The organism is Salinirubellus litoreus, from assembly GCF_037335815.1.
In the GTDB taxonomy this organism is placed as follows: Archaea; Halobacteriota; Halobacteria; order Halobacteriales; family Haloarculaceae; genus Salinirubellus; species Salinirubellus litoreus.
The window spans coordinates 1,077,996-1,096,308 of the sequence record NZ_CP147841.1; the positions used below are offsets into that span (position 1 = coordinate 1,077,996).

At 73.3% G+C, this 18,313-nt stretch carries 11 protein-coding genes; 8 read left to right on the forward strand and 3 right to left on the reverse strand.

Going from position 1 to position 18,313, the window contains the following annotated elements; all coding sequences use genetic code 11:
* The first annotated feature begins 12 nt into the window (after positions 1-12).
* On the forward strand, positions 13-729 hold the full coding sequence (locus WDJ58_RS05265) for a helix-turn-helix domain-containing protein (RefSeq protein WP_338916586.1): 717 nt from the start codon (positions 13-15) through the stop codon (positions 727-729).
* Positions 730-820: 91 nt separating this feature from the next.
* Here the strand turns inward: WDJ58_RS05265 and WDJ58_RS05270 are convergent, their stop codons facing one another.
* The gene (locus WDJ58_RS05270; RefSeq protein WP_338916587.1) at positions 821-2,098 is read right to left on the reverse strand and encodes a hypothetical protein; all 1,278 of its coding nucleotides are present in this window, start codon (positions 2,096-2,098) and stop codon (positions 821-823) included.
* Positions 2,099-2,209: 111 nt separating this feature from the next.
* On the opposite strand from WDJ58_RS05270, the gene WDJ58_RS05275 reads away from it, so the two are divergent.
* The 7 genes from WDJ58_RS05275 (at position 2,210) to WDJ58_RS05305 (ending at position 16,611) form a co-directional block, all read left to right on the forward strand.
* Positions 2,210-4,948, forward strand: a complete 2,739-nt coding sequence (locus tag WDJ58_RS05275; RefSeq protein ID WP_338916588.1) for a right-handed parallel beta-helix repeat-containing protein — start codon at positions 2,210-2,212, stop codon at positions 4,946-4,948.
* A gap of 144 nt (positions 4,949-5,092) precedes the next feature.
* Positions 5,093-8,575 carry a right-handed parallel beta-helix repeat-containing protein gene (locus tag WDJ58_RS05280; RefSeq protein ID WP_338916589.1) on the forward strand — a complete coding sequence of 1,161 codons (3,483 nt, stop codon included), beginning with the start codon at positions 5,093-5,095 and terminating at the stop codon, positions 8,573-8,575.
* 48 nt (positions 8,576-8,623) lie between these two features.
* On the forward strand, positions 8,624-9,370 hold the full coding sequence (locus tag WDJ58_RS05285) for an ABC transporter ATP-binding protein (protein WP_380660300.1): 747 nt from the start codon (positions 8,624-8,626) through the stop codon (positions 9,368-9,370).
* Complete coding sequence (locus tag WDJ58_RS05290; protein WP_338916591.1) at positions 9,363-10,658, forward strand: ABC transporter permease; 1,296 nt, start codon at positions 9,363-9,365, stop codon at positions 10,656-10,658. Before WDJ58_RS05285 ends, WDJ58_RS05290 begins: the two co-directional genes overlap by 8 nt.
* Positions 10,658-11,884 carry an ABC transporter permease gene (locus tag WDJ58_RS05295; RefSeq protein ID WP_338916592.1) on the forward strand — a complete coding sequence of 409 codons (1,227 nt, stop codon included), beginning with the start codon at positions 10,658-10,660 and terminating at the stop codon, positions 11,882-11,884. Before WDJ58_RS05290 ends, WDJ58_RS05295 begins: the two co-directional genes overlap by 1 nt.
* Before the next feature lie 58 nt (positions 11,885-11,942).
* On the forward strand, positions 11,943-14,939 hold the full coding sequence (locus tag WDJ58_RS05300) for an FtsX-like permease family protein (protein ID WP_338916594.1): 2,997 nt from the start codon (positions 11,943-11,945) through the stop codon (positions 14,937-14,939).
* Positions 14,932-16,611 carry a sodium/phosphate symporter gene (locus tag WDJ58_RS05305; RefSeq protein ID WP_338916595.1) on the forward strand — a complete coding sequence of 560 codons (1,680 nt, stop codon included), beginning with the start codon at positions 14,932-14,934 and terminating at the stop codon, positions 16,609-16,611. Before WDJ58_RS05300 ends, WDJ58_RS05305 begins: the two co-directional genes overlap by 8 nt.
* A 38-nt stretch (positions 16,612-16,649) precedes the next feature.
* Here WDJ58_RS05305 and WDJ58_RS05310 read toward each other — a convergent pair whose 3' ends face one another.
* Together WDJ58_RS05310 and WDJ58_RS05315 are read right to left on the reverse strand one after the other, a co-directional pair.
* A complete protein-coding gene (locus WDJ58_RS05310) occupies positions 16,650-16,850 on the reverse strand; it encodes a hypothetical protein (RefSeq protein ID WP_338916596.1) in 201 nt (66 codons plus the stop codon).
* Positions 16,851-16,903: 53 nt separating this feature from the next.
* Positions 16,904-18,262 (reverse strand): serine/threonine protein kinase, encoded by a 1,359-nt coding sequence (locus tag WDJ58_RS05315; RefSeq protein WP_338916597.1) that lies wholly within the window; start codon positions 18,260-18,262, stop codon positions 16,904-16,906.
* Positions 18,263-18,313: the final 51 nt, after the last annotated feature.

Consider the following 18,313-nt stretch of genomic DNA (forward strand, 5'->3'; position numbering starts at 1 on the left):
AAGCGGAGGTGGATGCGCGAGTTCACGTTCAGCATCACTTACGAGCCCGGGGCCGACCCGCTGATGGACGAGTTCGTCGAGCGGCCGGAGCTCGCCGCGGACTCGATGGACGTCCCGCTCACGCCGGACGCGTTCTGCCGGGTCGAGCGGTTCACCGGCCCGCGCCCGGCGCTCGACGCGGTCGAACGGCTCCGCACCGATCCCCCTGCCGTGGAGTCCGTCGGCGAGACCGCGCTCGACGCGACCGCCGACCACCACGTCATCGAGCGCGACCCCGGACGGCGGGTCGTCTACTCCTACGTCGGCGACGTCGTCGGGGGGACGACGATACAGACGCTCGCCGCGAAACACCTCGATCGGGGTGCCCTGGTCCGGACTCGACGCGAGGGCGACCGGCACGAGTGGCGGTTGTTCCTCCGTTCGGACCGCAACGTCGGGCTGTTCTACGACGCGCTCACCGGCCGGCTGCGGGAGGGACTCTCCTTCCGGACCGGCCACCTGCGCGACGCCGACGCCTGGGACCGTATCCCGACCGAGCGAACCGAACTCCCGGGCGAACAACGGGTCGCCCTCCGCGAGGCGTTCCGTCGGGGGTACTACGAGACGCCGCGCCGGATCTCCCTCGAGGAGCTCGCGGACGAGCTGGATGTCCCCCGGTCGACCCTCTCCTACCGGCTCAGGCGGGCCGAAGCACGACTCGTCGGTTCGTACGCCGGATCCGATCGGTGACCAGCACCCCATCCGCGTCGCCTCGTGGGGTGGCGTGCCGAGTGCCGCGGCCGGGGGCCGGACGTGTCCGGGAGAGCGCTCCAGCCCGCCCTCAGCACCGTCGTCGACCGAGCGCGAGCGCGGAGAGAGCGACGGCGAGTACCGCCGCGACCGCGCCGAACCCGGCACCGTCGCCGCTGGTCGTCGTGGGTGCCGGCTCGGCCGTGGTCGGCCGCGGGGTCACGACCGACTCGTCCGTCGCGGTCGGGGTGGCCGTCGGCATCGACGTCGCGCTCGGTGTCGACGTCGGCGTCCCGGTCGTGACCGTGAGCGCCCCGAGCGCGCTGCCGTCGAGGGCCAGTTCGTAGGTCCCCGGCGAGTCGAAGGTGGTCCGGACGTAGACGGTCCGCTCGGTCGAGGCGGCGACGGCGACGCGCTCGTCGGTCACGTTCGTCCCGTTCGCGGTCAGGCGCAGGACGAGGTCGCCCCGGGCGGGGTCGGCGTTGGCCAGGTCGACCCGGACGACGGCCTCCCCGCCGGTCGTCACCGACTCGTTCAGCAGTTCCGCCGCCTCGATCGTCACCTCGCCGTCCGCACCGTCGCCCGCCTGGCCGCCACCACCACCGCCCCCGCCGCCGGCACCACCGTCCCCGCCATCGCCGTCGTCACCGTCCGGCGTGGCCGTCGGGGTCGTCTCGATCCCAACCTCGTGTCGGTCACTGACCGCGAGGATGACCCGGTCACCGCCTTCGGTCTCCTGTTCGCCGCGGACCACCCCGTAGAGGGCGTACGTGCCGGGTTCGAACCCGTCCGTCTCGACGGTCGCCCGGTACTCGCCGTCTTCGACCCGCGTCGCGTCGGTCCGCACCGACTGTGCGTCGTCGCCGAGCACGACCTGGACCTCGGGGGGCTCGCGCGCGAGCGCCCCGTCAGCGACCGTGACGTTCACCGTGACCGATCCGCTGCCGGTCGTCGGCGCGTCGACGGTGAGGTCGTACCCCTGGACGACGACCGGGTAGACGTCGAGTATCTCCCCGTCGTACACCGCGGCGAGGTACGACCCCGGCGAGAGGTCGTCCGTCGAGAACGTGGCACGGTCGGAGCCGCTCATCGCGTCGGTCTGCTCGATGCGGAGGTTCCTGTCGTAGAGGTAGACGCTGTACTCCGCGTCGTCCGGTGCCGAGACGTCGATCCGGACGGTTTCGCCGGGGGTCACCCGGCCGACCGCGCCGACGGTGTAGTCCTCCCCGTCGACGGTGAGGCCGCGCGAGGGTATCTCGACCTCGTCCGGCGAGGACATCGAATAATCACTCGACTGAGACGTCGAGACGACCGCGCCCGCGCTTCCGACCAGGAGGAGGGCGACCAGGAGGGGGACGAACGATCGCATCCTGGGCGGGTTCTCGGCCAGCCATTAAAACGGTTCGGTCCGCGGTCCCTCCCTCCCCCGTCGCACCACCCAAAACCCTTTTATCCATTACATAAAGTCGTAGAATGTTCCATGGACAGCACTCCCCCGGGTGGAGGCGCGATCGCGACGGTCGCGATCCTCCTCCTCCTCCTCCTCGTGATCGGTGTTTCCGGTGCGGCGGGCGTCGCGGGAGCACAGGCCTCCGTCATCTACGTCGATGCCGGTCCGGACGATCCGGCGTGTCCGACGACCCCGTACACCACCATCCAGAACGCGGTCGACAACGCCACGGCTGGCGACACGGTCGTCGTCTGTGACGGCACGTACAACGAGACGGTGACGATAGACGAGGAGCTGCGGCTCGTGGCCAACGACGGCTCGGACGTCGTGCTCGCCGGTGACACGCTCACTGCCGGTTCGACGGCCATCACGGTCGAAGCGTCCGCCGCGGGATCGGTCGTCGAGGGGTTCAACGCGACCGACTTCGCCACGGTCGTGAGCCTCTCGAACGCCGGCGACACGGTGGTCCGTGACCTCGTGGCGAACGACAGCGAGACCGGGGTCGCCGTCTCGGCGTCCGGGACCGCGACGGTCTCGAACGTCACCGTCCGGGACGTCGCGCTCGACGGCGTCTCGACGGGCGTCCTCGTCTCGACCGCCGACGACGCGGAGCTGTCGGACGTGAACGTCTACCGGAACGTCGTCAACGGGAGCGCGACGGGCGTGCTGATCGAGGGGGAAAGCTCCGCTCCGGTGTCCGACGTCGGCGTCCGGCAGAACCTCGTCGCCAACGCCACGACGGCCGGCGTCCGCACCACGAGCGCGACCGATCCCACGGGGGTCCGCGTGACCCGGAACTTCTTCCGGGACAACGACCCCTACGGGGTACAGAACGAGAACAGCGGGGGGAACCTGACCGCGTGGCTGAACCACTGGGGCGACGACTCCGGGCCGGGGAGTCTCGGCGCGACCGTCACCGATCCGGTCACCGGGGAGCCGGCCGACGGGAGCGGGGACAACGTCTCGGAGAACGTCCGTTTCGACCCGTGGATCGGAGCGGCCGCCTGTGCGGATCCGCAGCTGCAGAGCGTCACCGATCGCAGCTTCGAGTTCTTCGAGGAGGAGGTCCAGCTCTCGCAGCTCCAGCCGGTCTGTCTCTGGGAGCGGGCGGCGCTGCCGCTCCGCGCGGACGACGACGACGCGGCCACGAGCGTCCGGAACCTCCAGGCGTTCGTCCGGACCGCCGGGGCCGGTGACGTCCCGATCAACCGCCCGCGGCTCTCGGTCTACCAGCAGGGCGAGGCGTTCGACCTCCAGTTCGAGTCGACCACCGGCGCGGACGTCTCGCGGTTCGCCGACGCCGAGACGCAGCTACTCGTCGTGCGCGGCGAGGAGGCGAGCACCGACTTCGAGGTCGGGCTCGACAACAGCACGGGCGAGGGACAGCTCAGCGTCGACGCCGCCTCGGTCCGGGTCGTCGACACGCCCGCGCTCGACGCCGACGGCGAACTGAACCACTCGTTCACGCCTCCCTCGTCGGGCGACTACACGTTCGTCCTCGTGCGGAACGACTTCGGATCCGGCGTGTCGGTCGACGACGCCGACGAGATCCGCGTCGACGGCGGGGTCACCGTCATCGGCGTCGAGTCCGTCCCGGTCCAGAACGAGGAGGCCTCCGCGGACACGACCGAGCCGAGCTACCCCGCCGGATCGAACGTCACCTTCCTGCTCGACTCGGAGCTCCGCGACGGGCGGACGAACCACACCGTCGTCCTCTACAACGACACGCGGTTCGCCGACTCGACCGCGACCATCGCCGTCGACGGGAACCTCTCCGACTCGCTCACCGGCGACCTCTCCTCGGGCGAGGTCACGGTCGAGCACTCGATCCGCTCGCTCAACGGCTTCGTCCTGGCGGACGTCGGGGTCTCGGCCCTCGGGTTCGAGGTGACCGCACAGAACCGCTCCGGGCGGGTCGATCCCTCGCCGTTCATCGACTCGGCCACGAGCGAGTTCGGGCTCTCCGACCAGGCGACGGTCACGACGACGGACGACGCGACGCTGCTCAACGGGTCGGTCGTCGTGGTCCAGGGTGACTCCGACACCACGGTCGACGTCCCGACCTTCCGGAACTTCTCGACCGGCTCCTACCGCTACGTCTACGTCTCCCAGCGGGGATCGGAGGTCAGCTCCGACACCGGGACCGTCGACCTCACTACCCCGACGCCCACGCCGACCCCGACGGCCACGCCGGGCGGTGACGGTGGCGACGGTGGGGACGGTGGTGCCGGCGGCGGGGGCGGTGGCGGCGGTGGCGTCGGCGCGGGCGGTGACGTGGACATCGAGACGTCGGAACTGCTGAACGAGTCGGTGACGACCGACGAGGAGGTCGTCGTCCGGGTCGACCTCGCCAACGTCGACCCCGCGAGCGGGCGCATCTCGCTGGAACTCACCGCCGACGGGGATGTCGTCGCCGAGCGGACCGTCTCCGTCGCCGCCTCCAGCGAGCGGACCGTCTACGTCCGGGCCACGCTCGACTCGCCGGGCGAGTACGACATCGCGCTGAACGGCGAGGAGCTCGGGACGGTCACCGTCACCGAGGCGGCCGAGACGCCGACGCGGACCCCAGAGGATGGGGTCACGCCCACGCCGGGCGACACGCCCGAGGTGACTGACACGGTGGACGTGACGCCGACCGACGGCGTCACCCCGACGACCCCCCCGGCGGGTCCGGGCGGGCCGACCGGGACCGAACTCCTCGTCGGGTTCGTCCTGGTGCTCGGGCTGCTGGCCGCGGTCGGTGTCGCGGTCTACCTCCTCCCCCAGTAGTCCGGCCGACCGCCCCTCTCGAACGGCACTCGCCCCGGTAGGACCCCCACCTCCACGGACGGTCCGTGGCAGGAACCACTGCCGCTCGCGGCCCCGACTACCAAAAACACTTTCTAACCGTGATAGAAACTCGCAGAACATCGCATGGATACGGTCGCCTCGTGGCGAGGGGTGCTCGCGGCGCTCCTCGCCGCGTTCGTGGTGGTGGGGACGGGTGCCGCCGGCGTGGTGGGTGTGGCCGGCGTCGCGAGCGCCGGTCAGGCGGGGACCACGCTCTACGTCGACGACGGGAGCGCCGCGGAGGGCGACGAGTTCTGCGCCCCCGGGTCGGCGAACGCGACGAGATACCAGGAGATCCAGACGGCCGTCGTCAACGCTAGCGAGGGCGACACCGTTCGAGTCTGTGACGGCACCTACTCGGCGTTCGTCGTGAACGAGCAGCTCACCGTCGTCGGTGCCGGCGGGGTCGTCGACCTGGAGGGAGCGCCCGGTCCGGCCGTCTTCGTCGAGGTGGACGCGAACGGGGCCGTCGTCAGGGGGCTCCCGGTCCGGAACGCCGGGGTCGGCGTGTTCGCCCGCGGCGCGACGGACGTCACGGTGGCCGACGCGTCGTTCGAGGGTATCGATGAGCGAGCGGTCGAGCTATCGGGTACGGAGGGGACGACCCTCAGGAATATCACCGTCAACGAGAGCGCCGTGGGCGTCCGGGTCGAGGACTCCCCCGGCGTGAGCGTCGAGTCGAGCACGTTCCGGAACCTCACCGGCCGGGCGGTGGACCTCGAGGACGCGGACGGCGCGACGGTGAGTGGGCTGAGTGCGACCGACGTCTCGGCCGGCGTCTCGGTCCAGTCCTCTGCCGACGTGACGGTCGCCGACTCGACGTTCGAGCGGGTCGGCGAGTCGGCCGTGACCCTCCGGAACTCGGGCGACGCGACGATCAGTGGGCTGGACGTGACGAACGGTTCGACGGGCGTCGAGGTCCTCGCCGCCGGGGGCGAGGAGGTCCCGGACGTGGCCCTCCGGGACGTGACGGTTCGGAACCTGACCGACGGGCTTCGAGCGGGGGTCTCCGAGGGTGCAACGCTCTCGGGACTCGCACTCTCCGATCTCGACGTCGCGGGAACGGACCGCGGCGTCGACCTGTCCGCGTCCGGGAGTGGATCCGTGCTCGCCAACGTGACGGTCGAGGGCTCGACCGTCGTCGACAGCGCCGAGCGGGGTGTCGGAGTGTCGACGCTCGACGGCACCGCGAGGGTCAGGAGCGTGGTACTGGAGGGCCTGACCGTCGAGGGGCCGGGTTCCGGTGAGGGGGTCAGCGTCTCCGCCCAGGCGGGGGAGATACGCGACGTCACCCTGGAGAACTCCTCGGTCGCGTCACACGAGGTCGGCGTGTCCGTCTCGAACGACGACGCCGTCCTCAGCAACGCGACCGCGTTCCGGAACCGCATCACGGACAACACGGTCGGCGTCGAGATCGACGAGGGCAGCCCGCGATCGAACACAGAGGACGTCGCCGTCCGCCAGAACCTCGTCTCCGACTCGACCGACGAGGGGGTGCTCGTCGGGGACGACACCGACGTGGACGGCGTGCGGGTGACGCGCAACGTGATCCGCGGCAACGGCTTCGGCGTCCGGAACGAGGGCGACGGCGTCCTGGCGGCGTGGCTCAACTACTGGGGGGTCGACTCCGGACCGAGCACCCCGACGGGTGTCGCCGATCCCGTCACGGACACCTCCGCCGACGGCGACGGCGACGCGGTCTCCTCCGCCGTCCGCTTCGACCCGTGGCTCGGGAAGGGGACCTGCCCGGCCCCGGGCGTCCGGAGCGTCGTCGACGGCCCGTTCGAGCTGTACGAGGTGTCGATCGGGCTCGGCGAACTCCAGTCGTTCTGCGCCTGGGACCTCGCGCCGCTCTCGCTCCGACCGGACCCCGCGGACGCGGCGACGAACGTCGGGAACCTGAACGTCTCCTACGAACTGGAGGGGACCGACGGGCCCGTCCCGGGCGACCGGCGGAACGTCACCATCTACGAGGCGGGCGAGTCGTTCGACCTGCAGTTCGGGGCCGGATCGACCGACACGGGCGCGTTCGCCGGCAACGAGATGCAGCTGATCGTCCTCCGTGACCCCGGCTCGGCGGCCCCGTCGTTCGAGTTCGGGTTCGACCACCGGGAGGGCGAGACGATCCTCCGGAGCGACGCCGAGTCGGCGGAGGTGCGAACCGACTGGGGGACGCTCGACGGCGACGGCCAGGTGAGCGAATCGTTCGAGCCGCCCGCCGCCGGCACGTACACGTTCGTCCTCGTCGAGCGGGAGTTCGGCTCCGGTCTCGAGGAGGGGACGCCGCGGGAGGAGGTCCGCGTCGACGGTGGCGTGACGGTCCTCGGCTTCGAGACCGTGGCCGTCCGGTCGACGGGTGCGGACGCGGCGGTGAACGACACGAACGCGAGCGACGCCGGTCTCCCGGCGGGCAGCGACGTCCCGCTGGAGCTCTCCTCGAACCTCGGGAGTAGCTCGACCGAACACGCCGTCCTCCTCTACGACGAGTCGCGGTTCCGGAACGCCTCGATGACCGTCAGCGTCGACGCGACGGCCGCGGACGTGCTCGCCGGGGAGTTCGACCCCGAGGGCGACGTCACCGTCAGGTCCTCGGTGGAGGATCTCAACGGCTTCTACCGGGCGGCCGTCGGGTTCTCCGCGCTCGGCGTCGACGTGCCCGTCACCGACGACTCCGGGCGGGTCGACCCCTCGCCGGTCCTCGGGCTGGGGACGCGGCTGTACGACACGACGGGGGCGAGTCGGACGACCGCGAGCGGAGCGACGCTCCTGAACGGCTCGGTCATCGTCCGGACCTCCTCCGATTCCAGCACGGCGATCGAGGCCGAGACGTTCCGGAACTTCTCGACCGGCACCTACCGGTACGTCTACCTCGCCCGCCAGGGTCGGGCGACGAGTTCAGACACCGGAACCGTCGAACTCACGGAACCCGCCGAGACGCCGACGCCCACGGCGACACCCGAGGACGATGACGACGACGATGGCGGTGGCGGTGGCGGCGGCCAGGTCGGCGGGATCCCCGGCGAGGTCGAGGTCGAGGCGACGGAGCTGCTGAACGGGACGGTGACGACCGAGGAGCCCGTCGTCGTCCGCTTCGATCTGTTCAACCCCGACCCCGCGGGTGGGCCGATCGATCTCTCGATCGAGGCGGACGGGGAGACGGTCGCGGAGGACACCGTTCGCGTCCCCGCCTCCTCGCGGCGGACGGTCTTCCTCCGGACGACGATCGGGACGCCGGGGACCTACGAGCTCACCGCCGCGAACCGTTCGCTCGGCTCGCTCACCGTCACCGAGGCCGCCACCGCCACCCCGGTCCCCACCGAAACCGGGACGCCGACCCCCACGCCGAGCCCCGCGAACCCGGGAACGGCCCCGGCGACCGCCACACCGGCCGGTGACGAGGCGATGGGGTCCGACCCGGGAGAGTCGGTCGAGGCGCCCGCAGGAGGGCCGGGGCCCGCGACGGAGACCGAGACCGTCGTGGCCCTGGGGATGGCGCTCCTGCTACTGTACGGGGTCGGGGTCGCGGTGTACGTCCTCCGCGAGAACCCGCCGTCCCGCCTCGGCTGACGCGATTCTTTTATGAACCGCTCGGTGAAACCCCCGGTAGCAACGCACATGTCCGACCGGTCGCCCTCCACTCGGTCCCCCGCCCCGCCGCCCGGGGAGGCGGGCGAGTCCGAACCCGCGGTGGTCTGTGAATCGGTGAGTCGCGAGTACCGGCGCGGACGCGACGGGGGGACCCGCGTCGTCGCGCTCGACGGCGTCTCGCTCTCGGTCGACCCGGGGACGTTCCTCGCGATCACGGGGCCGAGCGGGAGCGGCAAGTCCACGCTGTTACATTTGCTCGCGGCGCTCGACACTCCATCGTCGGGTCGCGTCCTCCTCGCTGGGACCGACACGGCGGCGGTCTCCGAGCGCCGGCTGACCCGGCTCCGGCTCGATCACGTGGGCATCGTCTTCCAGCGGTTCCACCTCCTGCCCTCGCTGTCGGCGCGGTCGAACGTGGCGCTCCCGCTGGTCGAGCGCGGCGTCCCGAAGCGCGAGCGCCATCAACGGGCCGAGGACCTCCTCTCCCGTGTGGGCCTGGGCGACCGGGTCGACCACCGCCCCGGCGAGCTCTCGGGGGGCGAACAGCAGCGCGTCGCCGTCGCCCGCGCGCTCGTCAACGATCCCGACCTCCTCGTGGCCGACGAGCCGACGGGCGAACTCGACTCCGCGACCGGACGGGTCGTCCTGGACCTGCTCGGCGAGGTGGCCGAGGACCGGGCGGTCGTCGTCGCCTCGCACGATCCCGCCGTCGGCGAGCGGGCCGACCGCCACCTCGCACTGCTCGACGGGAGGCGGGTCGACGGCGATGAATGACGACGACGCCGACCGGGGGGACCCGAACGCCGGATCGGCGGGCACCGCAGCGGGCGGGTCGCGCCGCGCCCGGTGGCTGGGTGTCGTCGGTCTCGCCGTTCGGCGGTCGCTCTCCTCGGCCGGCCGCGGCGGCTCCCGACAGACCGCGCTGACGGTGCTGGGCGTCGCCGTCGCGGTCGCCACGACGCTCGTCGTCGCCAGCGTCGCCCTCGCGCTCGTCTCCGGCCCGGCCGTCGCCGGCACCGACGCGGCCTACTGGATCGTCCCCGGCGGGTCGGCGTCGAGCGCCGTCACCGCCGTCGAGGGCCAGCGCCTCGGCCAGGCCCACCCGACGGCCGAGCGCATCGAGGGGTTCGACGGCGTCGAGCGCGCCACGCCGGTCCTCTACACGCTGACCCGCATCGAGGCCGAGGAGGACGCTCCCTACGTCCTCGTGGTCGGCGTCGTCGCCCACCAGGGGACGACGGTCGCCGGGCTCCCGGCCGATCCGCTGGCACCCGGCGATCCGTTCTACGCGAACGGGAGCTACGACGGGACCTGGACCGGCGAGGCCGTCCTCTCGACCAGCGCCGCGCAGGTCCTGAACGTCTCCGAGGGGGACCCCATCGGGCTCGGCGGCGGGCGCGTGGCGGCCGCGGGCGGCGTCAGGGTCACCCGCGTCGTCGAACCCACGTCGTCGGGCGTCGGCCAGCTCCCCGTGGCCCTCGTCCACCTCTCCGAGCTCCAGTGGGTGACGGGTGCCGCCGAAACCGACAGCGCCGACCAGATCCTCGTCCGGGCGACGCCCGGCGCGGACGTCCACGAGCGGCTCGAAGGGGTCTACCCGAACTCGGAGGTGCTCACCCAGGGCGGCCTGATACGCCAGCGGGCGATGGACTCACAGCTCCCGCTGGCGGTCTCGGTCGCGGGGCTGATCGTCGGCGTCGTCGTCGGCGCGCTCGTCGTCGCCACGGCGCTCGGGTTCGAGTTGCTCGCCGACGCCCCGGAGCGGGCCGTGATGGCGGCCGTCGGGATCTCGGGCCGGAGCCGATTGCTACTGGTCGCCGCACAGGGGCTGACGGTGACGCTCGCCGGCGGTCTCGCGGGGATCGTCCTCTGGCTGGCGGGGGTGGGGCTGGCGAACCTCGTCTCCACCCGGCTGTACGACGGCGGGATCGTCGCCCGACTCCATCCCGCCATCGGCGCGTACGGGGTCGGGGTGGCGCTGCTCGTCGCGGTACTGGCGGTACCGTACCTGCTCGTGCTCGGCGGCCGAACGAACGTGCTGGAACGGCTGGAGGACTCCTGATGCTCGAACGACTCCGCGGCGCGGTCGGCGTCGGGCTCTCGGGGCTCCGGTACCGGCGCGGCCGTGCGGCGCTCGCCGTCGCCGGCGTCGCCCTCGCGGTTCTCCTGGTCGTCCTGCTCGCTGGCCTGGGATACGGTCTGACGACGACCGGCGGGCAGGCCATCGACTGGCTCGACCGCGACCTCTGGGCGACGGCCGGGCCGGTCGCGTTCGCCCCCGGCGCGGTCGGCGGCGTCGAGAACCCCGTCGAGGACGCCCACGCGGTGGCCGCGGAGATGGAGGGCGTCGAGGGCGTCGCGGAGGTGCAGGCGCTCGCGTTCCAGGCCGTCTACGTCAGCCCCGATGGGGCGAATTTCGATACCGTCGTCGGCGTCGGCGGGACGGGTAGTGGCGACACTATCGTCGTCCAGCGGGGTCGGAGCTTCTCGAGCGGCGACGTCCACTACGCCAACGGGACCTACGAGGGGCCGATGACCCACGAGGTGATCGTCGGGCCGCGACTGGCCGAGCGCTACGGCCTCGAACCGGGCGACACCCTCCACGTCGGCGGGACGCTCGCCGCCGCCCGCGAGAACGAGTTCGAGGTCGTGGGGGTCTCGAACACCTTCTCGCGGTTTCTGGGTACGCCCACCGTGGCGCTCCACCTGAGCGAACTCCAGGAGGTCTCGGGGGGAACCGGAAACGACCGGGCGGCGATCCTCGCCGTCTCGCTCACCGAGGGGGCCGACCCGGCGGTCGTCGAGCGGCGGATCGAGCGGGCGTTCCCCCGCTTTTCGGTCCGGACGAACGACGAGCAGGTCGGGGCGGTCATCGGCGACCAGGGGCCGGTGCTGGCCGCGGCCGCGACGCTCGTCGCCCTCGCCGTGGTCGCCGGGGTCGCGCTCGTGACGAACGTGCTCGCGCTGCTCGTCGCCCAGCAGCGCGAGCGGTTCGCGGCGCTGAAGGCCGCCGGCGTCTCGGGCAGGCTGCTCGCCGTCGCCGTCCTCTCGCAGGGGCTCGTGGTGGGGCTGCTCGGCGGGGCGCTCGGTCTCGCGCTCGCGATTCCCGCGACCACGCTCCTCAACCGCGTCGTCGCCGATCTCGCGGGTTTCTCGGATCTGGTCGCCACGCCGTCGTGGCTGCTCGCCGGCGCGCTCGTCCTCGCGGCCGTCGTCGGGATCGGCGGGTCGACCGTCGCCGGCTGGCGCGTGAGCCGGATCTCGCCGCTCGCACACCTCAGACGATGACCGACGCACCACACTCGCGGACGCGCTCGCCGACGGACGGAAGACGGAGGTGTCCCCCGTGAGCTACCGCCGTGCGCTCCTCGTGCGGTGGTCCCGCCGGGACCGCCTCGCCGTCCTCGTCGTCGCCGTCACCGTCGCCTTCCTCACCGGGGCGACGCTTTTGCTGCTCGCGGCCGGCGGACAGATCGCCGTCGCCGCTACCGACTACGGTTCCTCGGGCTCGGCGACATTCCACGGCGACCCGGCCGACGCGCGGGCGGCGGCCGGCCCGGGGGAGGTCGTCCTCCCCGTCGCCGAGGTGACCGTCGACGGCGATCCCGCCACGCTGGTCGGCGTTCCCACAGGTGTGGACGTGGGTGCCGAACGCCCGTTCCGGCCCGGTGACGGCACCACGAGCGGGGAGCTCTCGGTCCCGACCGAGGTCACCTTCGAGGGTTCGGCGGGGGCGGTCGAGCGGACGGTCGAGCCGCGCGACCTCCGGGGGAGCGTCCTCCCGCCGTCGTGGTTCGTCACCGACCCCGGGACCGTCGAGTCGGTCGGCGCGACCGGCGCGTTCGTCGTCCGCGAGGGTGCGGAGTCGAGGGCGGGCGTTCCCCTGCTCGGCGCGCTCGCCTTCTTCCTCCGCGGGACCGAGCAGGCGCTCCGGGCGCTCGCGGCCGTCGCCGGCGGGGCCGCGCTGCTCGTCGGCGTCACCGTCTTCAGCGTCTCGCGGATGAGCGTCCGCGACCGCCTCCCCACCATCCGCATCGTCCGGGCGACGGGCGCGACGCCCCGGACCGTACTCGGGGTGTTCGCGCTCCGTGCGCTGCTGCTCACCGGCCTCGGCGTCGCCCTGGGGTACGCCGTCGGCGTGGTGGTCGCGAGCGGGGCCGTCACCGCCGCCGTCGCGGTCGGCCTCCCGACGACCCTCTCCGTGCGGGTCTCCGCCCGCGCGGTCGACGTCCTCGTGCCGCTCTACGGCACGCTCCTCCTCGTCGGGATCGTCGCCGGGGTCGCGGCGATCCGGCCGGCCGTCCGTACCCCGCCGGGACGGCTCACCGACGACGTCTCGCCGCCCTCGTCGGGCGAATCGACGCTCGCCGCCCGGCTCTCGGACGCGCTCCCCTGGCGGCCCTCGCTGCTCCGCTGGCGCGCGCTCGTCCCGACGACGGCCACGCTGTCGGCGTTCGTCGCGTTCGTCGTCGTCGTGGCCGGCCTCGCGGGGACCGCCGCCCCGGTCGTGAGCGCCGACGGCGTGACGATCTCCGAGCCGGGGGCGGCCCACCCCGTCGCGAGCAACGTCCCCCAGGGGTACGCCGACGCGCTCCGCGCTCGCGGCATCGACGCCAGCGCGGAGATACTGCTGTTCGAGGTCGTCGACGGACGGCCCGTCCCGGCCAGGGGCGCGACGTTCGGCCCGTTCGCCAACGTGACCGACGCCAGCCTCGTCCGGGGTCGGCCCCACGCGGCGGCGGGCGAGGCGACCGTCGGCCGCGACCTCGCACGGGCGCTCGGTATCGAGGTGGGCGACACGCTCACGCTCGGGGGCAGCACGCGCTCGGCGCTCACGCGGGTCGAGGTCGTCGGCGTGTTCGAGGCCCCGGGACCCTACGACGACCAGGTGCTCGTCCCGCTCGCGACGGCCAGACACCTCGCCGAGCAGGAGTCGGGACTGGTCCAGTTCGTCCGCGCCGAGCGACTCCCCGCCGCCGGGCCGAGCGGCGGGGCCAGCAGCGAGGTCGTCGGGATCTCCGCGCCGTCGAGGGTCGTCGCCAACGGCACGTTCCGCGTCCGCGTGAGCGTCCGCAACCCCGGGTTCGAGGACGAGGTCCGCGACCTCGTCGTGCGCTTCCGCGGCCAGGAACGCAGCACGAGGATCACCGTCCCGCGAACCCGAACGCGGACGCTCGTCTTCCAGTTCGGCACCGGCAACCCCGGGACCGGGACGGTACGGGCGGGCAACCGGACCGCGACCGTCGAGGTCCTCCGCGAGGACGCCCTCGAGGTGACGGGGCTCCCCGGCCGCGCCCCGCCGGGGAGCGAGCCGCTGCTCCGGGTGACCAACGCGTCCGGTTTCCCCGTCGCCGGCGCGAGCGTGACCGTCGTCGGCGCGAACGCCACGGAGGGCGGGGACAGCCGTGCCCGGACGACCGGCGAGGACGGCCTCGTCCGTGTCCCCCTCTCGGAGACGGGCACCCGGACGGTCCGCGTGACGGCCGGCGATCGCACCACCGAAACGCGGGTGACCGTCGCCGAGGGGGTCCCACGGGACCCGACGGTCACGCTGGTGGTCGACCCGCCCTCCCCGAGCGTGCTCGCGGTGCCGGCGGCGCGGCTCTCGCTGTCGAACCCGTGGAACCGGACGCTCGTCCGCACCGTCGCGATCGAGGGGCCGGGAACCGAGCGCCGACAGTCGGTCCGGCTCGCACCCGGCGGGTCGGCGAGCGTCGGGGCCGACCTCGCCACCCGCCCGCCGGGCTCGTACACGGTGACCGCGTCGCTGAACGGCTCGGTCGTCGCCGAGCGCCGGTATCAGGTAACCGGCGACGAGCGGGTGCTCTCGGCGCTCGCCGCCGGCGGCCGGACGGGGACGACGGGCGTCGGGCAGGCAATCGAAGTGGCCTTCGGCAACCTCCGGATCGTGGTCGGGGCGCTGCTCGGCCTCGCCGCGCTGATGACCGTCGGCGGGACGACCGCCACGTTCGCGGGCGCGGTCCACGCCCGCCGCCGCACCGTCGGGATCCACCGGGCGACGGGTGCCCGCCCTCGTGACGTGCTCGCGCTCGTTGCCCGGGACGCCGCGCTCGTCGGCGCGGTCGCGAGCGTCCTCGCGGTCGTCCTCGCGCAGGCCGGCCTGCTCGTCCTCGCCCGACTCGGCTACCTCGCGGCGTTCGGCGTGGGACTTCCACCGACGCTCGGCCCGCTCGCGCTCGTCGGGACGATCCTCGGGGGCGTCGCCCTCACCGTCCTCGGCGCGGGGCTGGCGACGGTGGCGCTCCTGCTGGCCTCGCCGGCCGACCTCCTCGAGGAGCGGACCGGCGGCCCGGACCCGACGGGGGTGAGCGAGGGTGACTGACCGCACCGGCGACGCGCTCCTCGTCCTCACCGCCTTCGCCGTCGCCGTAACGGCACGCGCGGCTCCCCTGCTCTGGAGCCCCCTCCCGGCGACGCTCGACGGGTTCAACTACGCCGGTCTCGCCCGGGCGACGCTCGAGACCGGGTCGCTCCCGTGGGACGCGGGCGTGCTCGCGGCCGACGAACTCGGCTTTACCACTACGCTGGCGACGGCGAGCGCGGTCACCGGCGTCGACCCACTCTACCTCGCACAGCCGCTCATCGCGTTCGTGGGCGCGGTCACGGTGCTCGCCGGCATCGCCCTCGTCCGCGAACTCGCGCCCTCGACGTGGCCCACACGGCGCGTGGGCCTGGCCGTCGCGCTCGTCGGGTTCGGCCTCGCGCTCGACGGCCTGTTCCTCCGGCGGACCGGCGTCCCCGACGAGGAGGCGGTCGGCCTGCTGCTCGTCCCCCTGCTCGCGCTGGCCGCACACCGCTGGCTCGACGGCGGCCGGCGGGCGTGGGCCGGCGTCGGGGCTCTCCTGCTGGCATTCCTCCCGCCGCTGCACAACCTGAGCTCGCTGGTCGGGCTGCTCACCCTCTCGGGGCTCGTCGCGCTCCACGCCGTCCGGTCGTCGGGAGCGAGGCTCGTCCGTGCGGGCGTGCTGGCCGCCCTCGCGTGGGTTCACGTGTTCGGCTACTTCGCTTTCGTCCGGCGGTTCGGGCTCGTCACCTCCTACAGCGACCTCTTCGACCCCTACCTCGGGCTGTTCCTCGCCTGGGTCGTCCTCCTCGTGGTCGGCGTGGTCTGGACCAGGGACGCGACGTCGAGGGGCCAGCGGGCGGCCTTCCTCGCGCCGGTCGGCCTCGGCGTCCTCGTCGTCGCCCTCAACGCCGTCGTCCCGCTGTTCCCGGGGACGATCGCCACGCTGTCGCCGGTCCTCATCGGCGTCGGCGCGCTCCTCGTCCCGATCGCGCTCGCCGCGGTCGGCCTCCCGGGCGTCAGACGGGGGGCCGGTCCGGCCGTCCTGGCGCTGTTCGCCGCGCCCGCCGCCCTGTCCTACTACACGCTGACGGCCTCGCTCACCCCCGAATTCTTCGACGCCGTGGTCCGGATACAGTCGTTCGCCCACGTCCCGGTGTTCGTCCTCGCGGGGGCGGGTGCGGCGGGGCTCGTCGCCCGGGCCGGCAGTCCGAGGAGCCGACGGCGGCTCGGTGCCGTCGTCGCCGCCGTGTTCCTCCTCTCGGTCGCCGTGACCGTCCCGCTGGGGTACGTCAACCTCGATACGGGGACCTACCCGAGCACGACCCTCGAATCGGAGTTCGGGGCGGCGACGTTCGCCACCGGCCGCGTCGACGGGCAGTACGCGACCGACCACACTCTCTCGCGGGTCGACACCCACTACCTGAGCGGCCCGGCCCCGCCCGACGGGGGGTTCACCTCCCGGGGCCGGGCCCGGGTCGACCCCACGCGGTCGTGGCTCGCCGGCGGGAGCCCCCCGACCTGTCCGACGCTCTCACAGCACTCGTGGACGACCACCGGTGCTCACCTCTACCCCGCCCCGCCCGGAACGGTCTCGACCACCGAATACCGATCGTGGCTGCTCTCGAGAAACGTCGTCTACCGCGCCTCCGGGCTCGACCCACTCACCCTCTCGGTGCCGCGGCGCCCGTCGGGGACGGGGAGCTGTTGAGCACGACGGATCGACGCGGGAGCTTCGCCGGGCGTCGTTCACCCGGCGAGTCGGCGGTAGCCGTTCCTGACGAGTTTGCCCGCGCCGATGACGACGAAGACCGACGCGCCGAGGACGACCCCGGCGTGGGTGCCGGGGAGGAGCGGGAGTTCGGTGTACCGACCGAGCATCAGGAGCACGACGGCGACGAGCCACAGGACGTACAGTCCGAGGGCGAATCGCTGGAGGGCGTTCCGCATACCCGCTCTCGGGCTCCGGCTCAGTTAGAACCCCCGTTCTCGGCTCCCGGTCCTCAGGCCGTCTCGAAGTCGTCCGGCGGCCCCGGACAGTTGGGGGCGTCGGACCAGTGGGCCTTCATCGCCGTCTCGTCGTTGAAGACGGTCGACCCGCAGGCCGGGCAGGGGACCCGCCAGCCCCGCCGAGGGTAGGAGAGCCAGGGGTAGGTCCCATCGAGACTGGCGACCGGCACGCTCCCCACCTCGACGACCCGTCCCTCCGCGAGTGCGCTCCACAGCGGGTGGTTCGGGTTCCCGTTCCCGCTCCCGGCGGTGGCGTCGGGCGTCTCCGCCACGCTCTCGACGATCCGCGCCCACTCCTCGGACGAGTGGGTCGCCCGCGTCGGCGGGCGCTCGGGCGGGCCGTCACACCGTCCAGCGTCGCGCCAGTGCGCCCGGAACGCCGCCAGCGTGTTCGTCACCGACCGTCCGCAGGAGGGACAGGCCGTCCGCCAGTCCGCCCGGTCGCCGTCGAGGAAGGGGAACGACGGGTCGACCGCCGGGTCCGCGGGCCCCGACGAGTCGCCCTCGCCGGTCTCGGCCGCCAGCAGCGAGAGGAGGTCGTCGCGGAACGAGTCGAGGTCGGGCCGGTCGGCCGGGTTCTTCGCCAGCGCGGGGAGCAGCAGGTCGTCGACGGCCGCCGGAAGCGCCGGCTCGACCGTGCTCGGGGGGATGGGTGCGGCCCCGAGCACGGCCTCACTCGGATCGGCGTCGGTCACGTACGGGAGGTCGCCCGTCAGCGCCTCGTAGAGCGTCAGCGCGAGGCCGTAGACGTCCGTCGCCCGTCCGAGACCGCCCCGCAGGGCGAGCCGCTCGGGGGGGTCGCGGATCGTCGCGTCGCTCCCCTCGTGCAGGAGGCGGGCGAGCCCGAACCCGTCGAGTCGGGGGAACGCCCACCCGGGCGTGGGGTGGAGTCGGACCCGACCGGGGGTGACGGCCCCGTGGACCACGCCCTCGTCGTGGGCGTAGCCGAGCGCGCCGGCGAGACAGACCCCGACCCAGAGGGTGTGAGCGAGTTCCGTCCGTCCCCGGTCGGCGAGCGTCGAGTCGCCGACCGTCGCCACCCACGGCCGGGGTCGCTTCCCCGCGCCGACGACCGGCGCGACGTGGTCGTGATCCGAGACCCGTTCCCACGCCTCGACGGCCGCGAGGAACGGTCGTCCACCCGTGGTCGCCCAGCTGTCGAGCTCGACGAGTTCGACCCGGCCGTAGCCGTCGAGCCACGCGGCGGTCACGGAGACGCCCCGCGTCCACGGGGCGGCCCCATCCCCCGATTCGTCCCGTCGGAAGTCCGTGTACGCCACCGTCGCGTCGGGGGCCTCGGGGAGCACCCCGGGTCCGGGGGCTGACGCGAGGTCCCTCGGGAGTTCGCTCATCGGCGTCGGTTACGAGCGCCCCCGGCTTAGTCCCTCGCCAGCCCGCCGACG